15 protein-coding genes are annotated in these 18,190 nt (G+C 50.2%); 2 read left to right on the top strand and 13 right to left on the bottom strand.

The features are described 5' to 3' along the window. Window positions 1-28 precede the first annotated feature (28 nt). Window positions 29-3,175 carry a SusC/RagA family TonB-linked outer membrane protein gene (locus GWC94_RS05375; RefSeq protein ID WP_161834008.1) on the bottom strand — a complete coding sequence of 1,049 codons (3,147 nt, stop codon included), beginning with the start codon at window positions 3,173-3,175 and terminating at the stop codon, window positions 29-31. A gap of 306 nt (window positions 3,176-3,481) precedes the next feature. Further along, the gene (locus tag GWC94_RS05370; protein ID WP_161834007.1) at window positions 3,482-4,228 is read right to left on the bottom strand and encodes a DeoR/GlpR family DNA-binding transcription regulator; all 747 of its coding nucleotides are present in this window, start codon (window positions 4,226-4,228) and stop codon (window positions 3,482-3,484) included. Between the two features lie 151 nt (window positions 4,229-4,379). Between GWC94_RS05370 and dnaG the strand changes: the two genes are divergently transcribed. Then, complete coding sequence (dnaG, locus tag GWC94_RS05365) at window positions 4,380-6,311, top strand: DNA primase (protein ID WP_161834006.1); 1,932 nt, start codon at window positions 4,380-4,382, stop codon at window positions 6,309-6,311. 16 nt (window positions 6,312-6,327) lie between these two features. Here the strand turns inward: dnaG and GWC94_RS05360 are convergent, their stop codons facing one another. From GWC94_RS05360 to rpsO, 8 genes are all read right to left on the bottom strand, one after another. Beyond that, on the bottom strand, window positions 6,328-6,855 hold the full coding sequence (locus GWC94_RS05360) for a class IV adenylate cyclase (protein ID WP_161834005.1): 528 nt from the start codon (window positions 6,853-6,855) through the stop codon (window positions 6,328-6,330). A gap of 106 nt (window positions 6,856-6,961) precedes the next feature. Next, window positions 6,962-7,594 (bottom strand): YdeI/OmpD-associated family protein, encoded by a 633-nt coding sequence (locus GWC94_RS05355; RefSeq protein WP_161834004.1) that lies wholly within the window; start codon window positions 7,592-7,594, stop codon window positions 6,962-6,964. 154 nt (window positions 7,595-7,748) lie between these two features. Further along, window positions 7,749-8,522: a M48 family metallopeptidase gene (locus GWC94_RS05350; RefSeq protein ID WP_161834003.1), complete on the bottom strand. Its 774-nt coding sequence runs from the start codon at window positions 8,520-8,522 to the stop codon at window positions 7,749-7,751. Between the two features lie 91 nt (window positions 8,523-8,613). Beyond that, window positions 8,614-9,411 carry a M48 family metallopeptidase gene (locus tag GWC94_RS05345; protein ID WP_161834002.1) on the bottom strand — a complete coding sequence of 266 codons (798 nt, stop codon included), beginning with the start codon at window positions 9,409-9,411 and terminating at the stop codon, window positions 8,614-8,616. 238 nt (window positions 9,412-9,649) lie between these two features. Next, on the bottom strand, window positions 9,650-10,303 hold the full coding sequence (plsY, locus tag GWC94_RS05340; protein WP_161834001.1) for a glycerol-3-phosphate 1-O-acyltransferase PlsY: 654 nt from the start codon (window positions 10,301-10,303) through the stop codon (window positions 9,650-9,652). A gap of 119 nt (window positions 10,304-10,422) precedes the next feature. Then, window positions 10,423-11,235: a 50S ribosomal protein L11 methyltransferase gene (gene prmA / locus GWC94_RS05335; RefSeq protein WP_161834000.1), complete on the bottom strand. Its 813-nt coding sequence runs from the start codon at window positions 11,233-11,235 to the stop codon at window positions 10,423-10,425. Window positions 11,236-11,294: 59 nt separating this feature from the next. Beyond that, window positions 11,295-13,454: a polyribonucleotide nucleotidyltransferase gene (gene pnp, locus GWC94_RS05330; RefSeq protein WP_317163437.1), complete on the bottom strand. Its 2,160-nt coding sequence runs from the start codon at window positions 13,452-13,454 to the stop codon at window positions 11,295-11,297. Window positions 13,455-13,619: 165 nt separating this feature from the next. Further along, complete coding sequence (gene rpsO / locus GWC94_RS05325) at window positions 13,620-14,009, bottom strand: 30S ribosomal protein S15 (protein ID WP_235918464.1); 390 nt, start codon at window positions 14,007-14,009, stop codon at window positions 13,620-13,622. Window positions 14,010-14,176: 167 nt separating this feature from the next. Here rpsO and GWC94_RS05320 point away from each other — a divergent pair, with 167 nt between their 5' ends. After that, on the top strand, window positions 14,177-15,094 hold the full coding sequence (locus tag GWC94_RS05320) for a ribonuclease Z (RefSeq protein WP_161833998.1): 918 nt from the start codon (window positions 14,177-14,179) through the stop codon (window positions 15,092-15,094). Here GWC94_RS05320 and GWC94_RS05315 read toward each other — a convergent pair. From GWC94_RS05315 to GWC94_RS05305, 3 genes are all read right to left on the bottom strand, one after another. After that, window positions 15,079-15,549: a DUF6265 family protein gene (locus tag GWC94_RS05315; RefSeq protein ID WP_161833997.1), complete on the bottom strand. Its 471-nt coding sequence runs from the start codon at window positions 15,547-15,549 to the stop codon at window positions 15,079-15,081. The genes GWC94_RS05320 and GWC94_RS05315 overlap by 16 nt on opposite strands. Window positions 15,550-15,786: 237 nt before the next feature. Beyond that, window positions 15,787-16,923 carry an alpha/beta hydrolase gene (locus GWC94_RS05310; protein ID WP_161833996.1) on the bottom strand — a complete coding sequence of 379 codons (1,137 nt, stop codon included), beginning with the start codon at window positions 16,921-16,923 and terminating at the stop codon, window positions 15,787-15,789. A 598-nt stretch (window positions 16,924-17,521) separates the two neighbouring features. Beyond that, window positions 17,522-18,151, bottom strand: coding sequence for a LolA family protein (locus GWC94_RS05305; protein ID WP_161833995.1), 630 nt, complete (start codon window positions 18,149-18,151; stop codon window positions 17,522-17,524). Between the last annotated feature and the right edge of the window lie 39 nt (window positions 18,152-18,190).

Raw genomic sequence — 18,190 nt, 5'->3', positions numbered from 1 at the left:
ATTTAGAAATTGTCTGATAGTTTATCGATTAAAAATTGGCCCTCAAACCAAAGTTCAGGCTGATCGGTGTTGGTACGTTTCCGTAGTCAAAACCAAAGCCACCCACACCTTTGGAGCTTGCGGTGTTACCATTCGAGGCCGGATCCGCTCCTTTATAATTGGAGATCAGGATCAGGTCGTTACCCGTAAAGAACACGCTCAGCGATTTTACATGTTTCAGTTTCCTGAGCATTCTTTCCGATAACTGGTAACTCAGCGTAATATCACGCATACGCAGCCAGTTTACATTCTTCTGGATAAACTCTTCTTCCGGCATCGTGGTATAATAGGTCTGCAGGTAGTAAGGGTTGATTGCGATGGTGTTCTTGGTTGGCGTAGCCGTATTCTGGTAACCATCGTTCAGCACGCCCTGTACCACACGCGGAGTAGTTCTGTCAGCAGTGCGCTGGCTCTTACCCTGGTAGGTAAGGAACATTTCGGTTGCATTGAACACATCGCCACCCACTTTCAGGTCCCAGAGAAAACTCAGGTTCCAGTTCCTGTAACGGAAACTATTGTTGGTACCCAGTGTGAACTTGGGAGTTCTGTCGCCATGTATCTTGAAGGTCTGGTCGATCACCGGCAAGCCGTTGGCCGGATTGATCAGGATATCGCCGTTGTTGTTGCGCATATATCCGTAAGAAGTCATGGTACCGGTTGAATTGTTTCTTACCAGGCCTCCCCTTGCATTACCGTACAGCCAGGTATCGGCGATATAGTATTCATAGATGATAGACTGCGGCAGATCGATCACCCTGCTCCACATATGGTTAAAGTTGAAACGGATGTTCCAGTCAAAATCCTTTTTGCGGATCGGCGTTACGTCCAGGCTGACCTCAACACCCTGGTTACGGGTGGTGGCGGCATTCTGTGTATTCAGTACAAAGCCCGTTGCATAACTGTTACGGAAGCCCTGACTGATCTGGTCGTAGCAATAGGTGTTGTAATAGGCCGCGTCGATTGATACGCGGTTATCGAACATCTTCAGTTCCGTACCCACTTCGTAGGTGTTCTGACGCTCGGGTTTCAGATCGGGGTTGTTGTTGTCAAATCCGTAAGAAAACGCGCCGCCCGTATTGCTGGCGAAGTTGTTCACGAATACGGACTGGTTCCTGTACGGATCCGATAAGCGCGCCGTTCCCGCCAGCGAGGTACGCAGTTTCCAGTAGTTGATCACACCGTTCTTTTTCAGACCGGGGAAGATATCGGAAACGATCGCACTAAGGCTGGCGCCGGGGTAATTATAGTTACGGTTCTTGGTGGGGAAGATAGAAGCTGCTTCAAAACGATGCGTATAGTTCAGGAACACCAGGTTCTTATAGCTTACGGCAAACTCGCCGAAATAAGCCAGCTGGCGGGTAATGTACCTGTTGTATTCACCCTGGCCGTTCTTCAGCAAACGCACACGTGTATTGGGTTTCGTATTGCTGCTGTCTGTACGGCTTGAATCACTCAGACCCGTTCCGTAAATGGCGTACTGCCTGGTCTGGTAGTCCTGCCACATGGTACCGCCCATCAGGCGAAAGCCGAAATCGCCAACGGTTTTGCGTGCGGTAGCGGTAATGGTGTGGTTATAACCTTCGTAATTTCTCCAGTAGTTGTCCAGGGTACCGCCCAGCGCCCTGGTATTGCCGTTCTGGAAAGAACCGGGATGTACAAAAATAAAGCCGTCCATCTTATAGGTATCGTAACCAAAACGGCCTGCGATAGACAGCCAGGAGGTTGGATTCAGGTTAACACCCAGGGTAGCCACCCAGCGGGAAAGGTTATCCTGACTCTTGTTCTTCAGCGAGCTGAACAGGGGGTTATCCAGTTCGGCATTACCATCAGCAGCGAACAGAGCAATCTTGTTGCCGTTGGGGCTGAGGTAATTCTGCATGTCGTTATCCTTTGGCCATACATATAATGTCTGCAGGTAACCGCCCGCACCGCGCAGCGGTTTGTTCAGCACAGAACTGGTGTAGGTGATCGAAGGATTGATGTCCAGCCAGGACGCAATCTTGGTCTGGTTGGTGATGCGCACAGAATATTTTTTATAGTTGTTGCCTGGAACGATACCGTCCTGGTCAAGATAGGAAAGCGAGGCGCGGAAGGTAGACACTTTGCCACCAAAATCGATCCCCAGGTTATGCGTTTGTGCAAACGCATTCCGGAAGAAATGATGCACGTTGTCGTAGTCGGGTGTATTGGTAGGGTAAGGCGCTCCGAAATAAGAGCCCGAACCGGTATTGAATATATTGGAAGAAACACCGTTGCTGCCAAGACCATAGGTCTTGTTGATATCGTTAAAACGGGTTACGCTTTTCCAGTTGAAGTTGTTATCGTAGTTCACAGCCAGTTTAACGCTGCTGCCCAGTTTGGGTTTTTTGGTGGTGATCACGATCGCGCCGGAACTGGCCTGGCTGCCGTACAGCGCCGTGGCCTCAGGTCCTTTCAGCACCGTCACCGATTCGATATCGGCGGGGTTGATATCGGCAATACGGTTGGTATAGTCATTGTTCCTGTTAGGCCGGTCAGAAGCCAGACCCAGCTGTGTACCGCCATTCGATGTTTCATCCATGGTCTGGTTATCAAGGATCACACCATCCACCACAAACAGCGGCTGGTTACTCAGCGAAAGCGAGTTAAAGCCGCGCAATACGATCTGCGAAGAAGCCCCCGCCTGTCCGTTGGTAGGCGTAATGGTCAGACCCGATACACGTCCCTGTAAACTGTTAACAAAGTTATCGCGCTGTGTTTCGGCAATCTCCTTACCTTTTACTGTCTGCGTGGAATAACCCAGCTCTCTCGGTTTTCTTTTGATATCCATCGCCACCACCACTTCTTCCAGTTCATTCACATCCGGCTTCAGCGATACCGAAACAGAAGAGCCGCGTACCGTCACCTTGGTGCTTTCAAAACCCACGCTGGTGATCTGGAGCGTCTGGCCGTTATTGGCTCTAACGGTAAAGCTACCCTTGTCTGAAGTTTGGGTAACCGCGGTTGTTCCCACCACCCTTACAGTGGCACCCGAAACAGGTGCACCCTTGTCATCGGTAACCGTACCGCTAACGGTCTGGCTTTGCCCGTAGGAAGGGAGCGAGAAAATGAAAAGCAGCAGGCACACCGCTTTCATCAGGGAAACGAGTTTTCTCATAACAGTTTTTTTGTTTTAAATCAATACGTACTTGTAACAGATGGGAACAGGGCTCCCGGGTTTTCACAGGACTACAGACATCAGAATCCTGCAAAACATTGCACCATTCGGGACTTTTCTTTACGCAAAAAGCCGCAAAAAATGGAATGGAGGCAGGTTCTTATTGGTAGAACAATGTTAAAATTTGTCTTTGAAATAAACGAATTTATTTAATCACAATTCTTTACGGCGCTTTAAAAGCCCGGGGAGGGCTGTCTAAAAACGCAAAAAACCGCACTCTGGGCGTTTTTTATACTGGCAAAGCCCCTACAAAACCTGCATGCCCTGCTGGCGGTAGGCCGACAGCAGCGGGTCCTGGGGGGCCAGTTCGGTGATCAGGATATCGATTTCCTCGGGCTTACATACCTGCAGGCGCTGGATCGTATTCAGTTTTTCGGAGATGGCGAGCGATATGGTCTTATTAGCGCATTTGATCAGCGCTTTTTTTACCTCGATGATCTCCCATTCCAGATCGGTGATACCGTAGGTGGCGTCGATACTGTTGGTGCCGAGAAAGCAGAGATCGGCCTTTATCTCACCCAGCCGCTGCACCACTTCGGCCCCCACCGATATCTGGGCGTTCTTTGACAGCTTGTTACCGAAAAAGATGACTTCGCTGCTGGGATGCTCCAGCAGCTCAAGCGCTATCGGCACGCTTACGGTGATAAAAGTGGCATTCAGATCGGGAGGCAGCGCTTTTACCATTTCGCGTATGGTGGTGCCGCCCGACAGTACCACCATCATCCCGTCACGGATCAGTTCGATGGCTTTGTAGGCGATGCTTTTTTTCTCCGGCTGCGAATAAATGGTATTGCTTTCGAGGGTAAAATGAAAGGATTTGGACAAAGCGCCGCCATGCACCTTGATCAGCTTGCCTTCTTCCGCCAGCTCCTGCAGGTCGCGCCGCACCGTATCCTCCGATACATCCAGCTGGGTGCCCAGGTCGGACGACAATACCTTGTTGTGAATATTGATCTGCTGCAGTATATAAGCCTGGCGTTCTTTTTTTAGCATGCGTGTCTTTTAAATGGTCAGGTGACCGTCGTTTGTATGGCATTGATCCCGGAACAATATAGCAATTTAGCCAGTACGCCCGGCAACATTTCAATCTGTCACCCATTTCTTCCCCTATCCCCTTACCTTCGTATTTTGCATTTTGTACAGCATGATCTCTCCCAACACGATACAGCAGATCACCAATCGCATCGACATCATTGATGTAGTGGGAGAATTTGTGAAACTGAAAAAAAGAGGCACCAACTACCTGGGGCTTTGTCCTTTTCACAACGAAAAAACGCCTTCCTTCACCGTATCGCCCGCCAAGGAGATCTACAAATGCTTTGGCTGCGGTAAAAGCGGCAATACCATCGGCTTTGTGATGGAACACGAGAAATGCAGTTATGTGGAAGCATTGCGGTGGCTGGCGGCCAGGTATAATATAGAGGTAGAAGAAACCGAAACCAGCCCTGAACAGAAACTGCAGCAGCAAACGGCCGACAGCCTGTATGCCATCAATCATTTTGCACAGCGTTTTTTTTCGGAACAGCTGTTCGAGGGCAGCGAAGGGCAAACCATCGCCATGTCGTATCTCAAAGAGCGGGGCTTCCGGAACGAGGTATTGCAGAAATTCCAGGTGGGTTATAATCCCGAGGCAAGGGACACCCTTACACGTGCGCTGCTCACCAACCAGTTCAGCCGCGAGGTATTGCCGAAAACCGGACTTGTATCCGTTCGCAACGAGGAACTGGTGGACAATTACCGGGGACGCATCATCTTCCCCATTCATGGCATCACCGGTAAGATCATCGGTTTTGGCGCGCGCGTGATCGGCAAAAGCGACCGCGGTCCCAAGTACATCAATACACCCGAGAACGAGATCTACACAAAAAGCAAGATCCTGTACGGCGCTTATTTTGCCCGTATGGCCATCGATAAGGCAGACGAGTGTTTGCTGGTGGAAGGATATACCGATGTGGTGAGCCTGCACCAGGCGGGTATCGAGAACGTGGTGGCCAGCGGCGGCACTTCACTGACCACCGACCAGCTGCGGCTGATCAAGAAATACACCAATAACCTCACCATCATTTACGATGGCGACAGCGCCGGTGTGAAAGCAGCGTTACGCGGACTTGATATGGCGCTGGAAGAAAGCCTGAATGTACGGCTGGTGCTGATCCCCGATAACGAGGATCCCGACAGCTATGTTAACAAGGTGGGCACCCGCGCCTTCAACGAGTTTGTTGCCGCTTCCAAAAAAGACTTTATCATCTTCCAGCTGGAAGTGATGCTGAAAGAAGCAGGTAACGATGTAACAAAGAAAAGCGATGTGGTAAACCAGGTTGCCGAAACGCTGAGCAAGATCAGCAGGGCCGAGGATTTTACCAAACAGCAGGATTATATCCGGCAATGCTCCTCCCTGCTGCGGATAGATGAGTCGGGACTGACCAATCTTGTCAATAAGTACAAACGCGACCGGATAACCAAGGAAGAGAAACGTGCCGCAGGCCAGGAGCAGGCAGCATTGCCACCGCAAGAATTCCAGGGCCAGCCCGAGGACGTGCTGGACGAAACGCAATTACTGCTTCAGCAGGACGAAGCGCATGAACGCAACCTGCTGCGCGTACTGCTCGATTACGGTCTGCGCGACTGGGACGATACACAGAAAATGGCGGATCATATTTTCGAAGAGCTGCAGGATTTCCATTTCGAAAACCAGCAGCTGGAGAAGCTGTTTGAAGAATACCGTTCCTGGTACCAGCGCGGACTGGAACCCACCACCCGGACATTGCTGTACCACGAAGACGAACAGATCAGGCAGGCCGTGGTCAATATCAGCGTGGTGCCTTTCGAACTGAGCCAGAACTGGGACGAAGTGATGGAAATGAAGATCGTAGGCGTAGATAACAGCAGGCAGGATGTTTCGTCAAGCGTTAATTTCTTCAAACTCCAGAAGATCAAGAAACTGATCGAACAGAACCAGCGCGATATGGAGCATGCAAGCTACGACGACTTCAAAATGCTGCACGAAGTCCACAACCACCTGAAACAGCTCGAGACAAGCATTACCAACCAGATGCATACTGTCATTATTAAATGACCCAAAGCAGCGCCGCTTATGGGCGGTCCCCGTTCAACAGCATATCACTGTAACTGTTCTCCACCAGGTCTGCTTCGCCGATCCCGAACGCCTGCATATACTGCGCGCATTGCGCATGCAGTTGCTCCACAGTAAGCGAAGGATCCTGCAGGTTGCCCGCTTCTATTTCCACAAAAGCGCCAAGACAGGGAACCTCGTCGATATGGAATTTGATATTGTCTATGAAGAATATCTTCCGGTGTTTTTCAACGATCACTTTTATGCCGAGCGCTTTTGCAAGCAAGGCTTGCTGCGCCTGCCCGTCACCGATCTTTGCGAGCAGAAAATCGGATTGCTTGGGGCCCGACTGATTGGGTCTGTTGTAAAATATCAGGCTGTTCTCGATATTTCCCTGGCGCAGTTTTAAACGACCGGCGGGTACATGAAAATAAGTGTCTTTCTGGTGATCCAGCCCGGCGAACCTTGCGCCGTTTGCCAACAAAAATGCTTCCACTTTTTCAGGATGGAAGCATTTTGCCTTGATCTCAATATTGATATGGGACATCGGAGTTAATTGGTTGAATGGCTGAACGGTTATATTGTTATATGGTTAAGACCTGGCTGACCATGGAACAATTCAACAAGGTAACATGCAACAATCCGTCTGCGACCTACTTTTCGGAAGGATTTTTCTTACCGGCCAGCAATTTTTCAAGCGCAGTTTCCAGGCGGCGCTGGCGCGTTTCTTCTTTTTTGGCGCCTTCGATCCAGGTTACGTATTCTTTCTGGTTGGTGAAAGACAGGGAGCTGAAAAATTCGTGTGCTTCTTTGTGTTTGGTGAACAGTTTACCCAGTTCCACCGGCGGCACCACCAGTCTTTTTTCGAAATCGATGCCGTTGCGCTCGTTGCTCTTCATTTCCGAAAAAGCACGGGTGCGGTTGGGTATCTTATCCAGTTTCTTAAAACGCATGGCCGTCCATACATGGTCGAGCGCCACCTGGCGAACACATTCGTATTCGTTCCTGGTCAGCATTTCCCAGCTGCAGTCGCGGTTCAGGTCGCTCACGATCTTACTGGTGGTTTTCGGATAGGCAACCCAGAGCTTGGTATCCTCATGCAGCGCGGGGAAAACATCCCTGAGCACATTGTTCAACTGGTTCTGGCTGATAGCGAATACCAGCGTAAAATCCACTTTCCTACTCTTCAGCAAAGGCGTTACGTTCTTGGCGTAGGTAAGCTTGGCAAACTGTTTTTCGATTGAGGAAGGTAAGCCCTGGATAAGAAGGTTTTTTTCGTCCTTCAATTGTAACTTTTCAAGTAAAGTCTGATTCGACATGCCTAAAAAAAATTTCAGGATTTATAGGGAGTGCAAAGTTAAAAAATTGTTACCGGAGTTTCGCAAGAAAATGAGCGTTTTTTAGGCCTGCGGCGTTAATTTTTGAGGTTTTAAGCCGTTTTCAGGGGGTCTGGCGGTAGTATTTGCGGGTAATGGGGTCTATTTCCAGCTCCATTTGCTCTTTACGCGCAACCGCGTACCGGTGGGCACTCAGCAATACGGGGCGTTCGGGGCCCGTGCTCAGGTAGGCCATCCGCTGCCAGAAAACAATGGCTTCACCCGGGTCAAAGCCTGCGATCGCCATCAGTACCATACCGAACTTATCGGCTTCCTTTTCCTGTTCTGTTTCGAAAGCCGACAACAGTGCCACATTGCCCCCGCCATAGGCCGCCAGTAACAGATCGCGGGCATCGGCCGGCTTAGAGGTACGCAGTTCTGCAAAACGCCTGCCGCCAAGCATATCTTTCAACGCCTGGCGGAGCCGCTGCTCTCCATGGCCAAGCAGCACATGCGCCAGCTGGTGCGCCATCACTGCTGCCAGCGCCGCCTCGCTCTGGGCCCAGCGGAACATGGGTACGCCTATCACCATTCTGCCGCCCGGCAGACAGAAAGCATTGATATCTTTTTTATCAACCAGCACCAGCTCCCAGGTAAAGGTTTTTAGCTGCGGCAAACGCCGCTCCCTGGCATACACCCTAACAGCAGCCACCAGCCTGCCGTTTATTTTCTGCAAACGGGCCGCAGCCTCGGACAGGCTGGTATCTTTCATGGCTGAAAAGGAGAGAAATTCCGATGCGGCAAGTTCGTTAAGATCGTTTTCCGTAACAAGCGACGGTTGCGAGGATACAAGACGAGCGGATAACAGACATCCGGTCAGCAAAACCGAGAATTTCATACAGGAACAAGTGGATCAACAATAAAAAAGCCAAAAACGGATGCATAAACATACGCATTTGGCCTGTATCTCTGTTGTATCCGTGCCCGGATTATTTACCTGCATAGTAGGTAAGCGCCTCAGGCATGATATCGCGTATCTGCTGAATACGCTCCGCATCGCTGGGGTGACTGCTCAGTATTTCAGGTGGCGCCTGGCCGTTTTTCATGCTGGCCATCCTGGTCCAGAAATCGATTGCCACGCGGGGGTCGTATCCCGCGATAGCGGCGAATATCAGTCCGTAGTGATCCGCTTCCAGCTCCTGTTTGCGGGAGAAGGGAAGCAATACCCCGTACTGCGCACCGATACCGTACACCGAATTAAAAATACCCGCAGCTTTGGTGCTGGAACCCAATGCCGCGCCACCCAGCGCGCCCAGTCCCTGCGCCGCCAGCTCCTGGCTCATGCGCTCTCGGCCATGTCCCACCACTGCGTGGGTGATCTCGTGACCCAGCACGATGGCCAGTGCGCTTTCGGTTTGGGTAACCGGCAGTATCCCCGTATACACCACCACTTTTCCGCCGGGCATGCACCAGGCGTTTACCTGTGGATTTTCAACCAGGTTGAAAGCCCAGCGATAATTGTTGAGGTCATCGGCCGGAATGTTTTTATCACGATAGTATTGCTGCACGGCGGAGGCGATACGGCTGCCCACACGTCGCACCATATCCGCCGGCGCACCGGAACTGATGACCCTGTTCTTACTAAGGAAGTCTGCATATTGTGTCTCTGCCATGGCTTGCAGGTCGGCTTCAGACACCAGGCTTAACTGGCTGCGGCCCGTAATGGCATTGCGCGAACAGGCAAAAGCCAGCACCGCAAAAGCGAGAACCGCGAAAAATTGTTTCATATCCGTTCTTTTAGGTTAAAGTAATGATCAGAAACGGAAATAAAAAAACTGTGCCGAAGAAAGGGAGGGAGCAAGGAACAGAGGAACAAGGAACGGAGAGTGAATGGGTGAATAACGAATATCGAACAAGGAATGTCGAATATCGAGGTAATTGGTAACTATCCGATCATCTGTTAAATTGTAATAATACCCATCGAAAACTCCGATCGAAATTCATTATTCCTTGTTCCCCTGTTCCCTATTCTCCGCTTCTTCTCTGGCGGCGCCTGTCTCTGTGCTTGAAGATGGGCACTTTGCTTTCTGTGCCTTTGAGAATGCGGCCGATGTTTTTCTGGTGGGTCAGTACCACCATCAGGGCAACCAGCACGGCAAAGATGCGGTAGAGGGTTTCTTTCTCATTAAAGATGAAAAGAATGAACACCATAAAAGAAACACCCGCGAGGATGGAGCTGAGCGATACGAACCTGGTAAGGTAAAGCACCAGCAGGAATACGCCGATACAGCAAACCGCCACCAGCGGCTGGATGGCCACCGCCATACCCAGCAGGGTAGCCACTCCTTTACCGCCCTTGAATCCTGCCCAGATCGGATAAATATGCCCGATTACCGCGGCAAGTCCCAGGCCGATCATCAGGTTGGTGCGGTGTAACTCGTCGTGAACAAGGTAAGGAAGAAATACATAGAGCGATGTGGCCGCCACACCCTTGGCGATATCCACCACCATTACGATGGTGCCCCATTTGGGTCCCAGTACCCGGAATGTATTGGTGGCGCCGGCATTGCCGCTTCCGTAATCGCGTATATCGATACCGAAAACTGATCTGCTGATCCACACAGCCGTTGGCACTGATCCGATCAAATAAGCCATTACAATGAGCAACAATTCGTTCATCAGGGGGCGGTTGAAGTTGGGGGCAAAGATAGCCAATCCGAAGATAATGATTTCTTAATATCGAAAATTCATCATTTTATATTATATAAAATTTTATCTATGTATTTCCTGTCTGCTGCTTAGCCCTTGAGGCGGATGGCGATCCAGCCATTCCTTTCGCGGGTTTCCACATGGTGAAAATCCTGTGCCCGGCAGGCAGAAAGGATATCATTTTCATCGGCCGTCAACAGCCCGCTCAGCAGCAGATCACCCCCGGGGGCAAGTGAGCGCCGGATAGCACCCAGGTTATCAAGCACAATGTGCCGGTTGATATTGGCAAGAACGATCCCGAATATCCTGCCGGCGTCGGCATTGTCAAGTTTTTCAATGGTTATATTGCGGCAGCCGTTCAGTAGCAGGTTTTCTGTGGCGTTTTCTATACACCAATCGTCGTAATCCACGGCCAGCAGTTCCGAGGCGCCGAGTTTTTCGGCCAGTATGGCGAGGATACCGGTGCCCGTTCCGAAATCAAACACGGTCTCACCGGAAAAATCGATCCCGCGCATCAGCTGCATCACCAGCCAGGTTGTGGCATGGTGGCCGGTGCCAAAACTCATTTTCGGGGTAATGACCAGTTCATGCATAACGCCTTTTATGGGTGGGTGAAATGCGGCGCGGATACCCACAAAATCGTCTACCTGTACGGGCTCGAAACCGGCTTCCCAGAGGGCGTTCCAGTTTTGCTGTCTGATGACTGATTTTGAATATGGCAAGTCATATTCTTTCAAAAACTGCTGCAGACCGTTTTCCGCAAACCGGTTTTCCGGCACATAGGCTTTGAGCTGGTCATCGGTTTCTTCAAAGCCTTCGTATCCCAGTTCGGATAAGCCGGCAACCAGCAATGCCCGCTGCGCTTCATCCGGGCAGGTCAATATGATTTCTATATAATTCACCCGGTTCACTTACTGCTGTTTAGTAAAAGGCCCCCACGGTACCGTGGGGGCCTTTGGATTTATGCGTTCTCGCCTTGCGGTTCACCGCCTTCAGGCCTTGGTGCGTTTTCGCGGGGTTTGAAGTCAGGTTTCGGCATCAGCGCTTTGCGGCTGAGTTTGAATTTACCTGTCTTCGGATCGAGTCCTACGAGTTTCACTTTCACTATATCGCCATCTTTAAACAATCCTTCCATGCTTTCGAGGCGCTTCCAGCTGATTTCGCTGATATGCAGCAGTCCCTGCTTACCCGGCATGAATTCAACAAATGCGCCGAATTCCTTGATGCCTTTTACCGGTCCTTCGTATACCTCTCCCACTTCCGGAACGGCTGTAATGCCTTTGATCCAGCGTACGGCTGCGTCGAGACTGTCTTTGGATGCAGAGAAGATGCTTACCTCGCCGGTATTGCCCACTTCTTCGATATTGATGGTGGCGCCTGTTTCGCGCTGGATCTCCTGGATCACTTTACCACCCGGTCCGATCACGGCACCGATGAATTCCTTGTCGATGATCAGTTTGGTCATGCGCGGTGCATGCGGTTTCACATCGGCGCGGTGTTCCGGCATACATACGTACATCGCATCCAGGATATGCATACGGCCTTTTCTCGCCTGCTCCAGCGCCTCACGCATCACATCCATGCTCAGACCGTCCACTTTGATGTCCATCTGCACACCGCAGATACCATCGCGTGTACCGGTTACTTTAAAATCCATATCGCCGAGATGGTCTTCGTCGCCGAGGATATCTGTCAGGATCGCGTATTTACCATCGCCGCGGGTGATCAGGCCCATGGCCACACCACTCACATGTTTTTTGAAAGGTACGCCTGCATCCATCAGGGCCAGTGAACCGGCACAAACCGTGGCCATGGATGAAGAACCGTTGCTCTCGAGGATATCGCTCACCACACGTACGGTGTAGGCATATTCGCTCGCGTTCGGCATCATCTGTTTCAGGCTGCGCAGGGCCAGGTTACCGTGACCCACTTCCCTTCTGCCCGGACCGCGCATCATTTTCACTTCGCCGGTTGAGAATGGAGGGAAATTATAGTGCAGGATAAATTTGCTGTAGTCGGATTTCGCTGCGCTTTCGATCAGCAGTTCATCCAGTTTGGTACCGAATGTAACGGTAGTCAGCGACTGTGTTTCCCCGCGGGTGAACAGGGCAGAGCCATGCGGTGTAGGCAATGGCTCGGTTTCCATGGCCAAAGGACGAACCTGGTCGAGGCTGCGGCCGTCGAGACGGATGCGGTCGTCGAGGATCATATCCCTTACCACTTCCCACTGCAGGTCGGCGTAGTATTTTTTGGCGAGTTTTTTCTCCAGATCGGTGGCTTCTTCGCCAAGACTGGCAACCAGTTCGTCTTTCAGCGCGCTGATGGCGTCTGAGCGCTCGTGTTTGGAAGAGCCTTTGCGGGAAATATCGTAGATCCTTTGTTTGGCGAAAGCGGTCACTTTTGCCTGGATCTCTTCGTTCTGTTCGGGTTTTTTGTAATCGCGTTTGGTGGCGACTCCTTTTTTATCGCGCAGTTCCTGCTGTGCCCTGATATGAACGCGGATCGCATCGTGTGCAATTTCCAGCGCTTTTACGAGGTCGGCTTCGGAACATTCCTTTGATTCGCCTTCCACCATCATCAGGTTCTTTTCCGTAGCGGCGATCAGGAATTCCAGGTCGGATTTTGCGAGTTCCGAGCGACTGGGGTTGATCACGAATTTGCCATCCACGCGGCCGATACGCACTTCGCTGATGATCTCCTTGATGGGAATATCCGAAACAGCCAGTGCCGCAGAGGCAGCCAGGCAGGCGAGTGAGTCGGGTAATACCTCGTCGTCGGAAGATACCAGGCTGACAAGCACCTGCACATCGCAGAGATAATCTTCGGGGAACAGGGGGCGCAGGGCGCGGTCGATCAGACGGCTGGTCAGAATTTCATAATCGTTCAGCCTGGCTTCGCGTTTGAAGAAAGAGCCGGGTATACGGCCCGCTGAAGCGAATTTTTCCTGGTAATCCACGGAAAGCGGGAAGAAATCCTGTCCTTCCTTGGGTTCTTTATTGGCAACAACAGTGGCCAGCAGGATACAGTTTCCCTGGCGAACCGTAACGGCGCCGTCGGCCTGGCGGGCGAGTTTGCCGGTTTCTATGCTAACCTGGCGTCCGCCGCCGAGGTCAAAACTCACACTAATAGGTTGTGATAACATACAGTTGGTAATATGGGATATGGCAAGGGGATTGCCTTTTTCCCTGTTAGGTAATGAGAAGGAAAAAACAGGAACGTACAGAAACAACTGTTCCCAACCGTTGTAAATTACCAGTTGGGAACAGCATCTGTCATGGTGTTCGACTTATTTTCTCAGACCCAGTTTCTCGATCAAAGCACGGTACCCCTGGAGGTTGTGCTTCTGCATATAAGCCAGCAGACGCTTGCGCTGACCTACCAGTTTCATCAGTCCGCGCTGTGTGGAATGATCGTGTTTATTGGCCTGTAAATGGCTGGAAATCTGGGTAATACGCTCAGTCAGCAGTGCTACCTGACCTTCGATAGAACCCGTGTTAGCTGCATTTCCGCCGAACTCTGCAAAAATGCTCGCTTTTTTTTCAATGGTTAAATAAGGCATTCTCGAAAAATTTAATGACTCCGAATTTTTTCTTTCTTTTTTTATCGGCGGCAAAGGTAGGGGAAATTTTGGATTTGGAGAAACGAATTTCCGGCAGTTATCTCTTGCCTTCTGCATCTCAGCGGTTAAGGCAAAAGGGGGGTTATCGCAGAGGCGCGGAGTCAGGGGAGTTTTGCAGAGCGTAACCGGTTAATCCGACAAATCATGACAGGATCTTCAGAACACCCCCAGACTGCAAACCACAGACCACCCACTACAAACTTTCTTCCTTAGCTTCGCTATCCATGTTCGGTGTAACGATCCTAGGCAACAATTCGGCCCTTCCGGCGTATGACCGGCATCCCACGGCGCAGGCGGTAACGCTGAACGAGCAGGTATTGCTGATCGATTGCGGCGAAGGTACGCAGATGCAGCTGTCCAGGTATAAGATCAGGCGCAGCCGCATCAACCATATCTTTATTTCTCACCTGCATGGCGACCATTACTTCGGGCTGATCGGCCTGGTAACCAGCATGGGGCTGCTGGGAAGGGAGCAGGAACTGCATATTTATGCACCCGCCGGGCTGGAAGCCATCCTGCAACTGCAGCTGAAAGTGGGCGATACCCATCTTCCCTTCGAACTGGTTTTTCATCCACTGTCCGGCGAAGGCCTGCTTGTTGACAAACCCCGGTTCAGCGTGGAATGCTTCCAGACCCAGCACCGCATACCCTGCTGGGGATTTATCGTACGCGAGAAAAAGAATCCCCGTAAACTGGATAAGGACAAAGCCGTGGCACAGGGCATTCCCGCCGCTTTTTTTGAGCGGCTGAAGCAGGGGTTCGATTATGAGCGGGATGGCCTGGTGATCGGTAACGAAACCGTAACGCTGGCCAATACCCCGCCGCTGAGTTATGCCTATTGCGCCGATACAAAATACCACGAGCCGATCGCCGAAAAAACAAAAAACGTAACGCTGATCTACCACGAAGCCACTTACCTGAAAGACCTGGAAGAAAGGGCTTTGGCGCGGTTTCATTCCACTACCATACAAGCTGCAACCATTGCCGCAAAAGCCGGTGCTAACCGTTTATTAATCGGACATTTCAGCAGCAAGTATGAAGTACTCGATGCATTCCTAGAAGAAGCAAGAGAACTATTTCCGAATACAGACCTTGCGATTGAAGGAGTGACGTTTCACATTTCACATCATTTCCTTCGATAGTAAAAATCTACCCTTGCTTCTTTACCTTCCTGTTTACCGTTGATCCAGGCGTGAAGGGAATCTTTATTGATGAACTCGTAGTTGATGTGCTGGGGAAAATCATGACCAGCATTGGAAAAAGTAAATACGCCATTGTCTTCTCCCGTGTATTTAAATGCTACAGCATTGCCCTCGTTCTGATTGGCCACAGCGGAGATATAGGAAAGATGGTTGCTTTTTAGCACAAGTTCTACCCGCTCCTGCCAGATGGTATCTTTTGCGCGGATGGAAAAACCATTGCTGGATAATGTGTTGTTATCTTTTATCTTCCATTGCTCACAGATAAGTTTGCTCCTGCCCTGCATGACCCATGTACCGCCGGCAAGTTGTTTTAGTTTTTCAAAAGCGGCTTTGGGATTATCTGTGGTGAATGAGCAAATACAGGCTGCTACCAGGAGATAAAAACTGTATTTCATGACGATGATGGTTACGCTTACAAGCTACGAAAATTTGCAGTGCCTGCATGTTTTATAAACTTAGACGGCAATGATTTATTTTCTACAGACAGATTGCCGCGCCCTTCAGGGTGTGGACAAAGAGTCTATAGAAAAATATTATTGGGTTTTAACCCACAGTTTTAACACGATGTGCCAAAGCCCCTCCGAAAGAAAATAATATATCCTTATTCACCCCTGAAGGACGCGGCAAATAGACTACTCCCCCATCAACCACCGATACATCGCGGGGAATTCCTGGCGCCAGGTGGTTTCGCGGTGCCTGCCCAGCGGGTCGGTTACCACGCGGGTGTACACGCCGGTTTTCTTTTGCATGATGGCCGCTGTCTTTTCGTTGTTGGGTACCATATTGGCAGGCTCGAGTTTACCCGCGTACAGGTAAAACCTGGGCACCAGGTTTTTGGGCGGCTGGTAGTTTTCCGCGTCTGTAAATATTTCGGGCGCTATCCAGAACGAAGCGGATAAAATACCGCCCCCGCCAAACACGGCGGGATATTTGATCAGGGCATAAAAACTGATAAAGCCGCCCATACTGCTGCCGGTGATAAACGTGTTTTCAGGCCCTTTTTTTGTCCGGTATTTCGCATCGATATAGGGCTTAAGTGTATTGACCAGGAAAGACAGGTACTGCACTCCCTCTCCTTTGCCGTTGGCCGCATTATCGTAGGGATTGTATTCCGTTAGACGATGTTCCCCGCTGTTATCGATGCCGACAATAATACATTCCTTTCCCGTTTTCTGCTGCAGGGTGTCCAGGCATTCATCCACACCCCATTCGCCGTAGGGAGCGGTTTGCTCGTTGAAAAGATTCTGCCCGTCGTGCATGTACATAACGGGATAGGTTCTGGAGGATGTGGCATATCCCTTGGGCAGGTACACCCATACCCTTCTTTTGCGGTTCAGCTGCGGCATGGCAAATGCCGTGTCGATGATGCGCACCTGGGGACTGGCCGTATACGGTTTGGGTTTATCGGGGTAATCGTCTTTCCAGCCGGCAATACTGAGCTCTTTTGCGTCGTCGGCGCTTACCTCAAGTATGCGATCGCTGATATCGCGTCCGTCGGCGGTGCTTTCGATCCTGTCCTGTCCGCCCCTGCTGAATTTGAACGCATAGGTGCCCGCGGCCAGGTTTTTGAGTACCACGGCCTGCCTTCCTCCCACAAAAGGCTTTAGTTTATAGTTCTCGTCCTGGGGATTCCAGTTGTTGAAATTGCCCATTACATAGATAGCTTCCTGTTTTCGGGTGGCTACATTCGTTACCACAAGCCGGACAGAGAACTGTGCATGAGCCGCAATGCCTGACAAAAGCAATACAGACAGAATGAGTTGTTTCATGTTTAAAACTACTGAATCTGGTAAATAACGATATCATTGTTTATCTGGCAGTGCAAATTGGTTATCAAACGTTGCATTCATCTAAATTGGAAACTCAGTAAATTGTTTATGTCGTCTTTACTATCTATATTACTACTTGCGATATCCATACTGTTCAATGACCAGGCACCAGATAGCACATTGACTTTTTGCAACAAACAATATGAAAAGCTAATGGCGGAAATGACTGAGGTTCGTGATTACAGGAGCAAAAAGTTTGTTTTTGGCTATTATACAAAAGCAGTCAGAAACGACACGAATTTCATATTTAGCAACATCACGCAGACCGGCGATACGATATACAACAGAAGTTTTCATAAGTATAAGATCACGAGCGGCACCGATTCAACCATTTCCAAATATGTCTGTCAGTCAGGGAGGCTATTATTTTATGACCATAAGCGTTTTTGGAAGGGCAAATTGATAAGCCACGAGGTTTTTAACAAGCAGGTCAATTAACCCGACCGACTATCCTATTCATCTTTTCTAAAACCAAATGACAAAGCCCCTTCGCCGGGGCTTTGTCATTTGGTTATATCAGTTAAAAAAACAAAATCGGTTAATCGAGTATCTCTGCGTCTTTTGGGTACTTGGCGCGGTTGAATACAAAACTGTTATCGGCCACTTTGGCGTTCAGGTTCAGTTTGGTGATCTTTAATTCGGTTACGTTATTGCTTTTGTCGAGTATCCTTGCTTTTGCAAAAGTGTTTTTCGCTTTATCGATAAACAGGTTCACTTTCTGAAAATTTTTCCTGCTGTCGATGGGCTTCATTTCTATCTCCTGAAATGAGCCGCGGGATGAAACCAGTTTGTAGGTAAAGTCGCGGTCGTAAGCGCCGGCCAGCAGTTTCTGCGGACTCAGGGTCTGGCTGCTTTCTTCCACCGATGATTTGGTGATGGTCTTATCGCCGTCGTAGCGGTATACATCCCTTCCATCGCACACGATCTCGGTCCTGCCCTGTTTCACAAAATACTTCTCTCCTTTCATCTGCAGGCTGAGCGATTGTGTTCCGTTGGATTTTCCCTTGCTGGTAAAGGAGGCCAGCACGCAGGTGGCGCTGATGCCTTTTGCCGCTTTTACTTTGGCACCGACAGCATCCAGCACTTTTTTGGCTGCAGGATCGTTTTGTGCATTGACAGACAGTGAAAAGCCTAGTAACAGGAACAAGCCCAGGTATACATTCTTCATTTTCATTTTTTAATGCCGGCAAAGATAAGTGTTTGCCAT

Origin of the sequence: Sediminibacterium soli (assembly GCF_009939225.1) — a bacterium.
GTDB classification, from domain to species: domain Bacteria; phylum Bacteroidota; class Bacteroidia; order Chitinophagales; family Chitinophagaceae; genus Sediminibacterium; species Sediminibacterium soli.
Note: the sequence above shows the minus strand (reverse complement) of the source record. Positions and strands in the feature narration are given on the sequence as shown.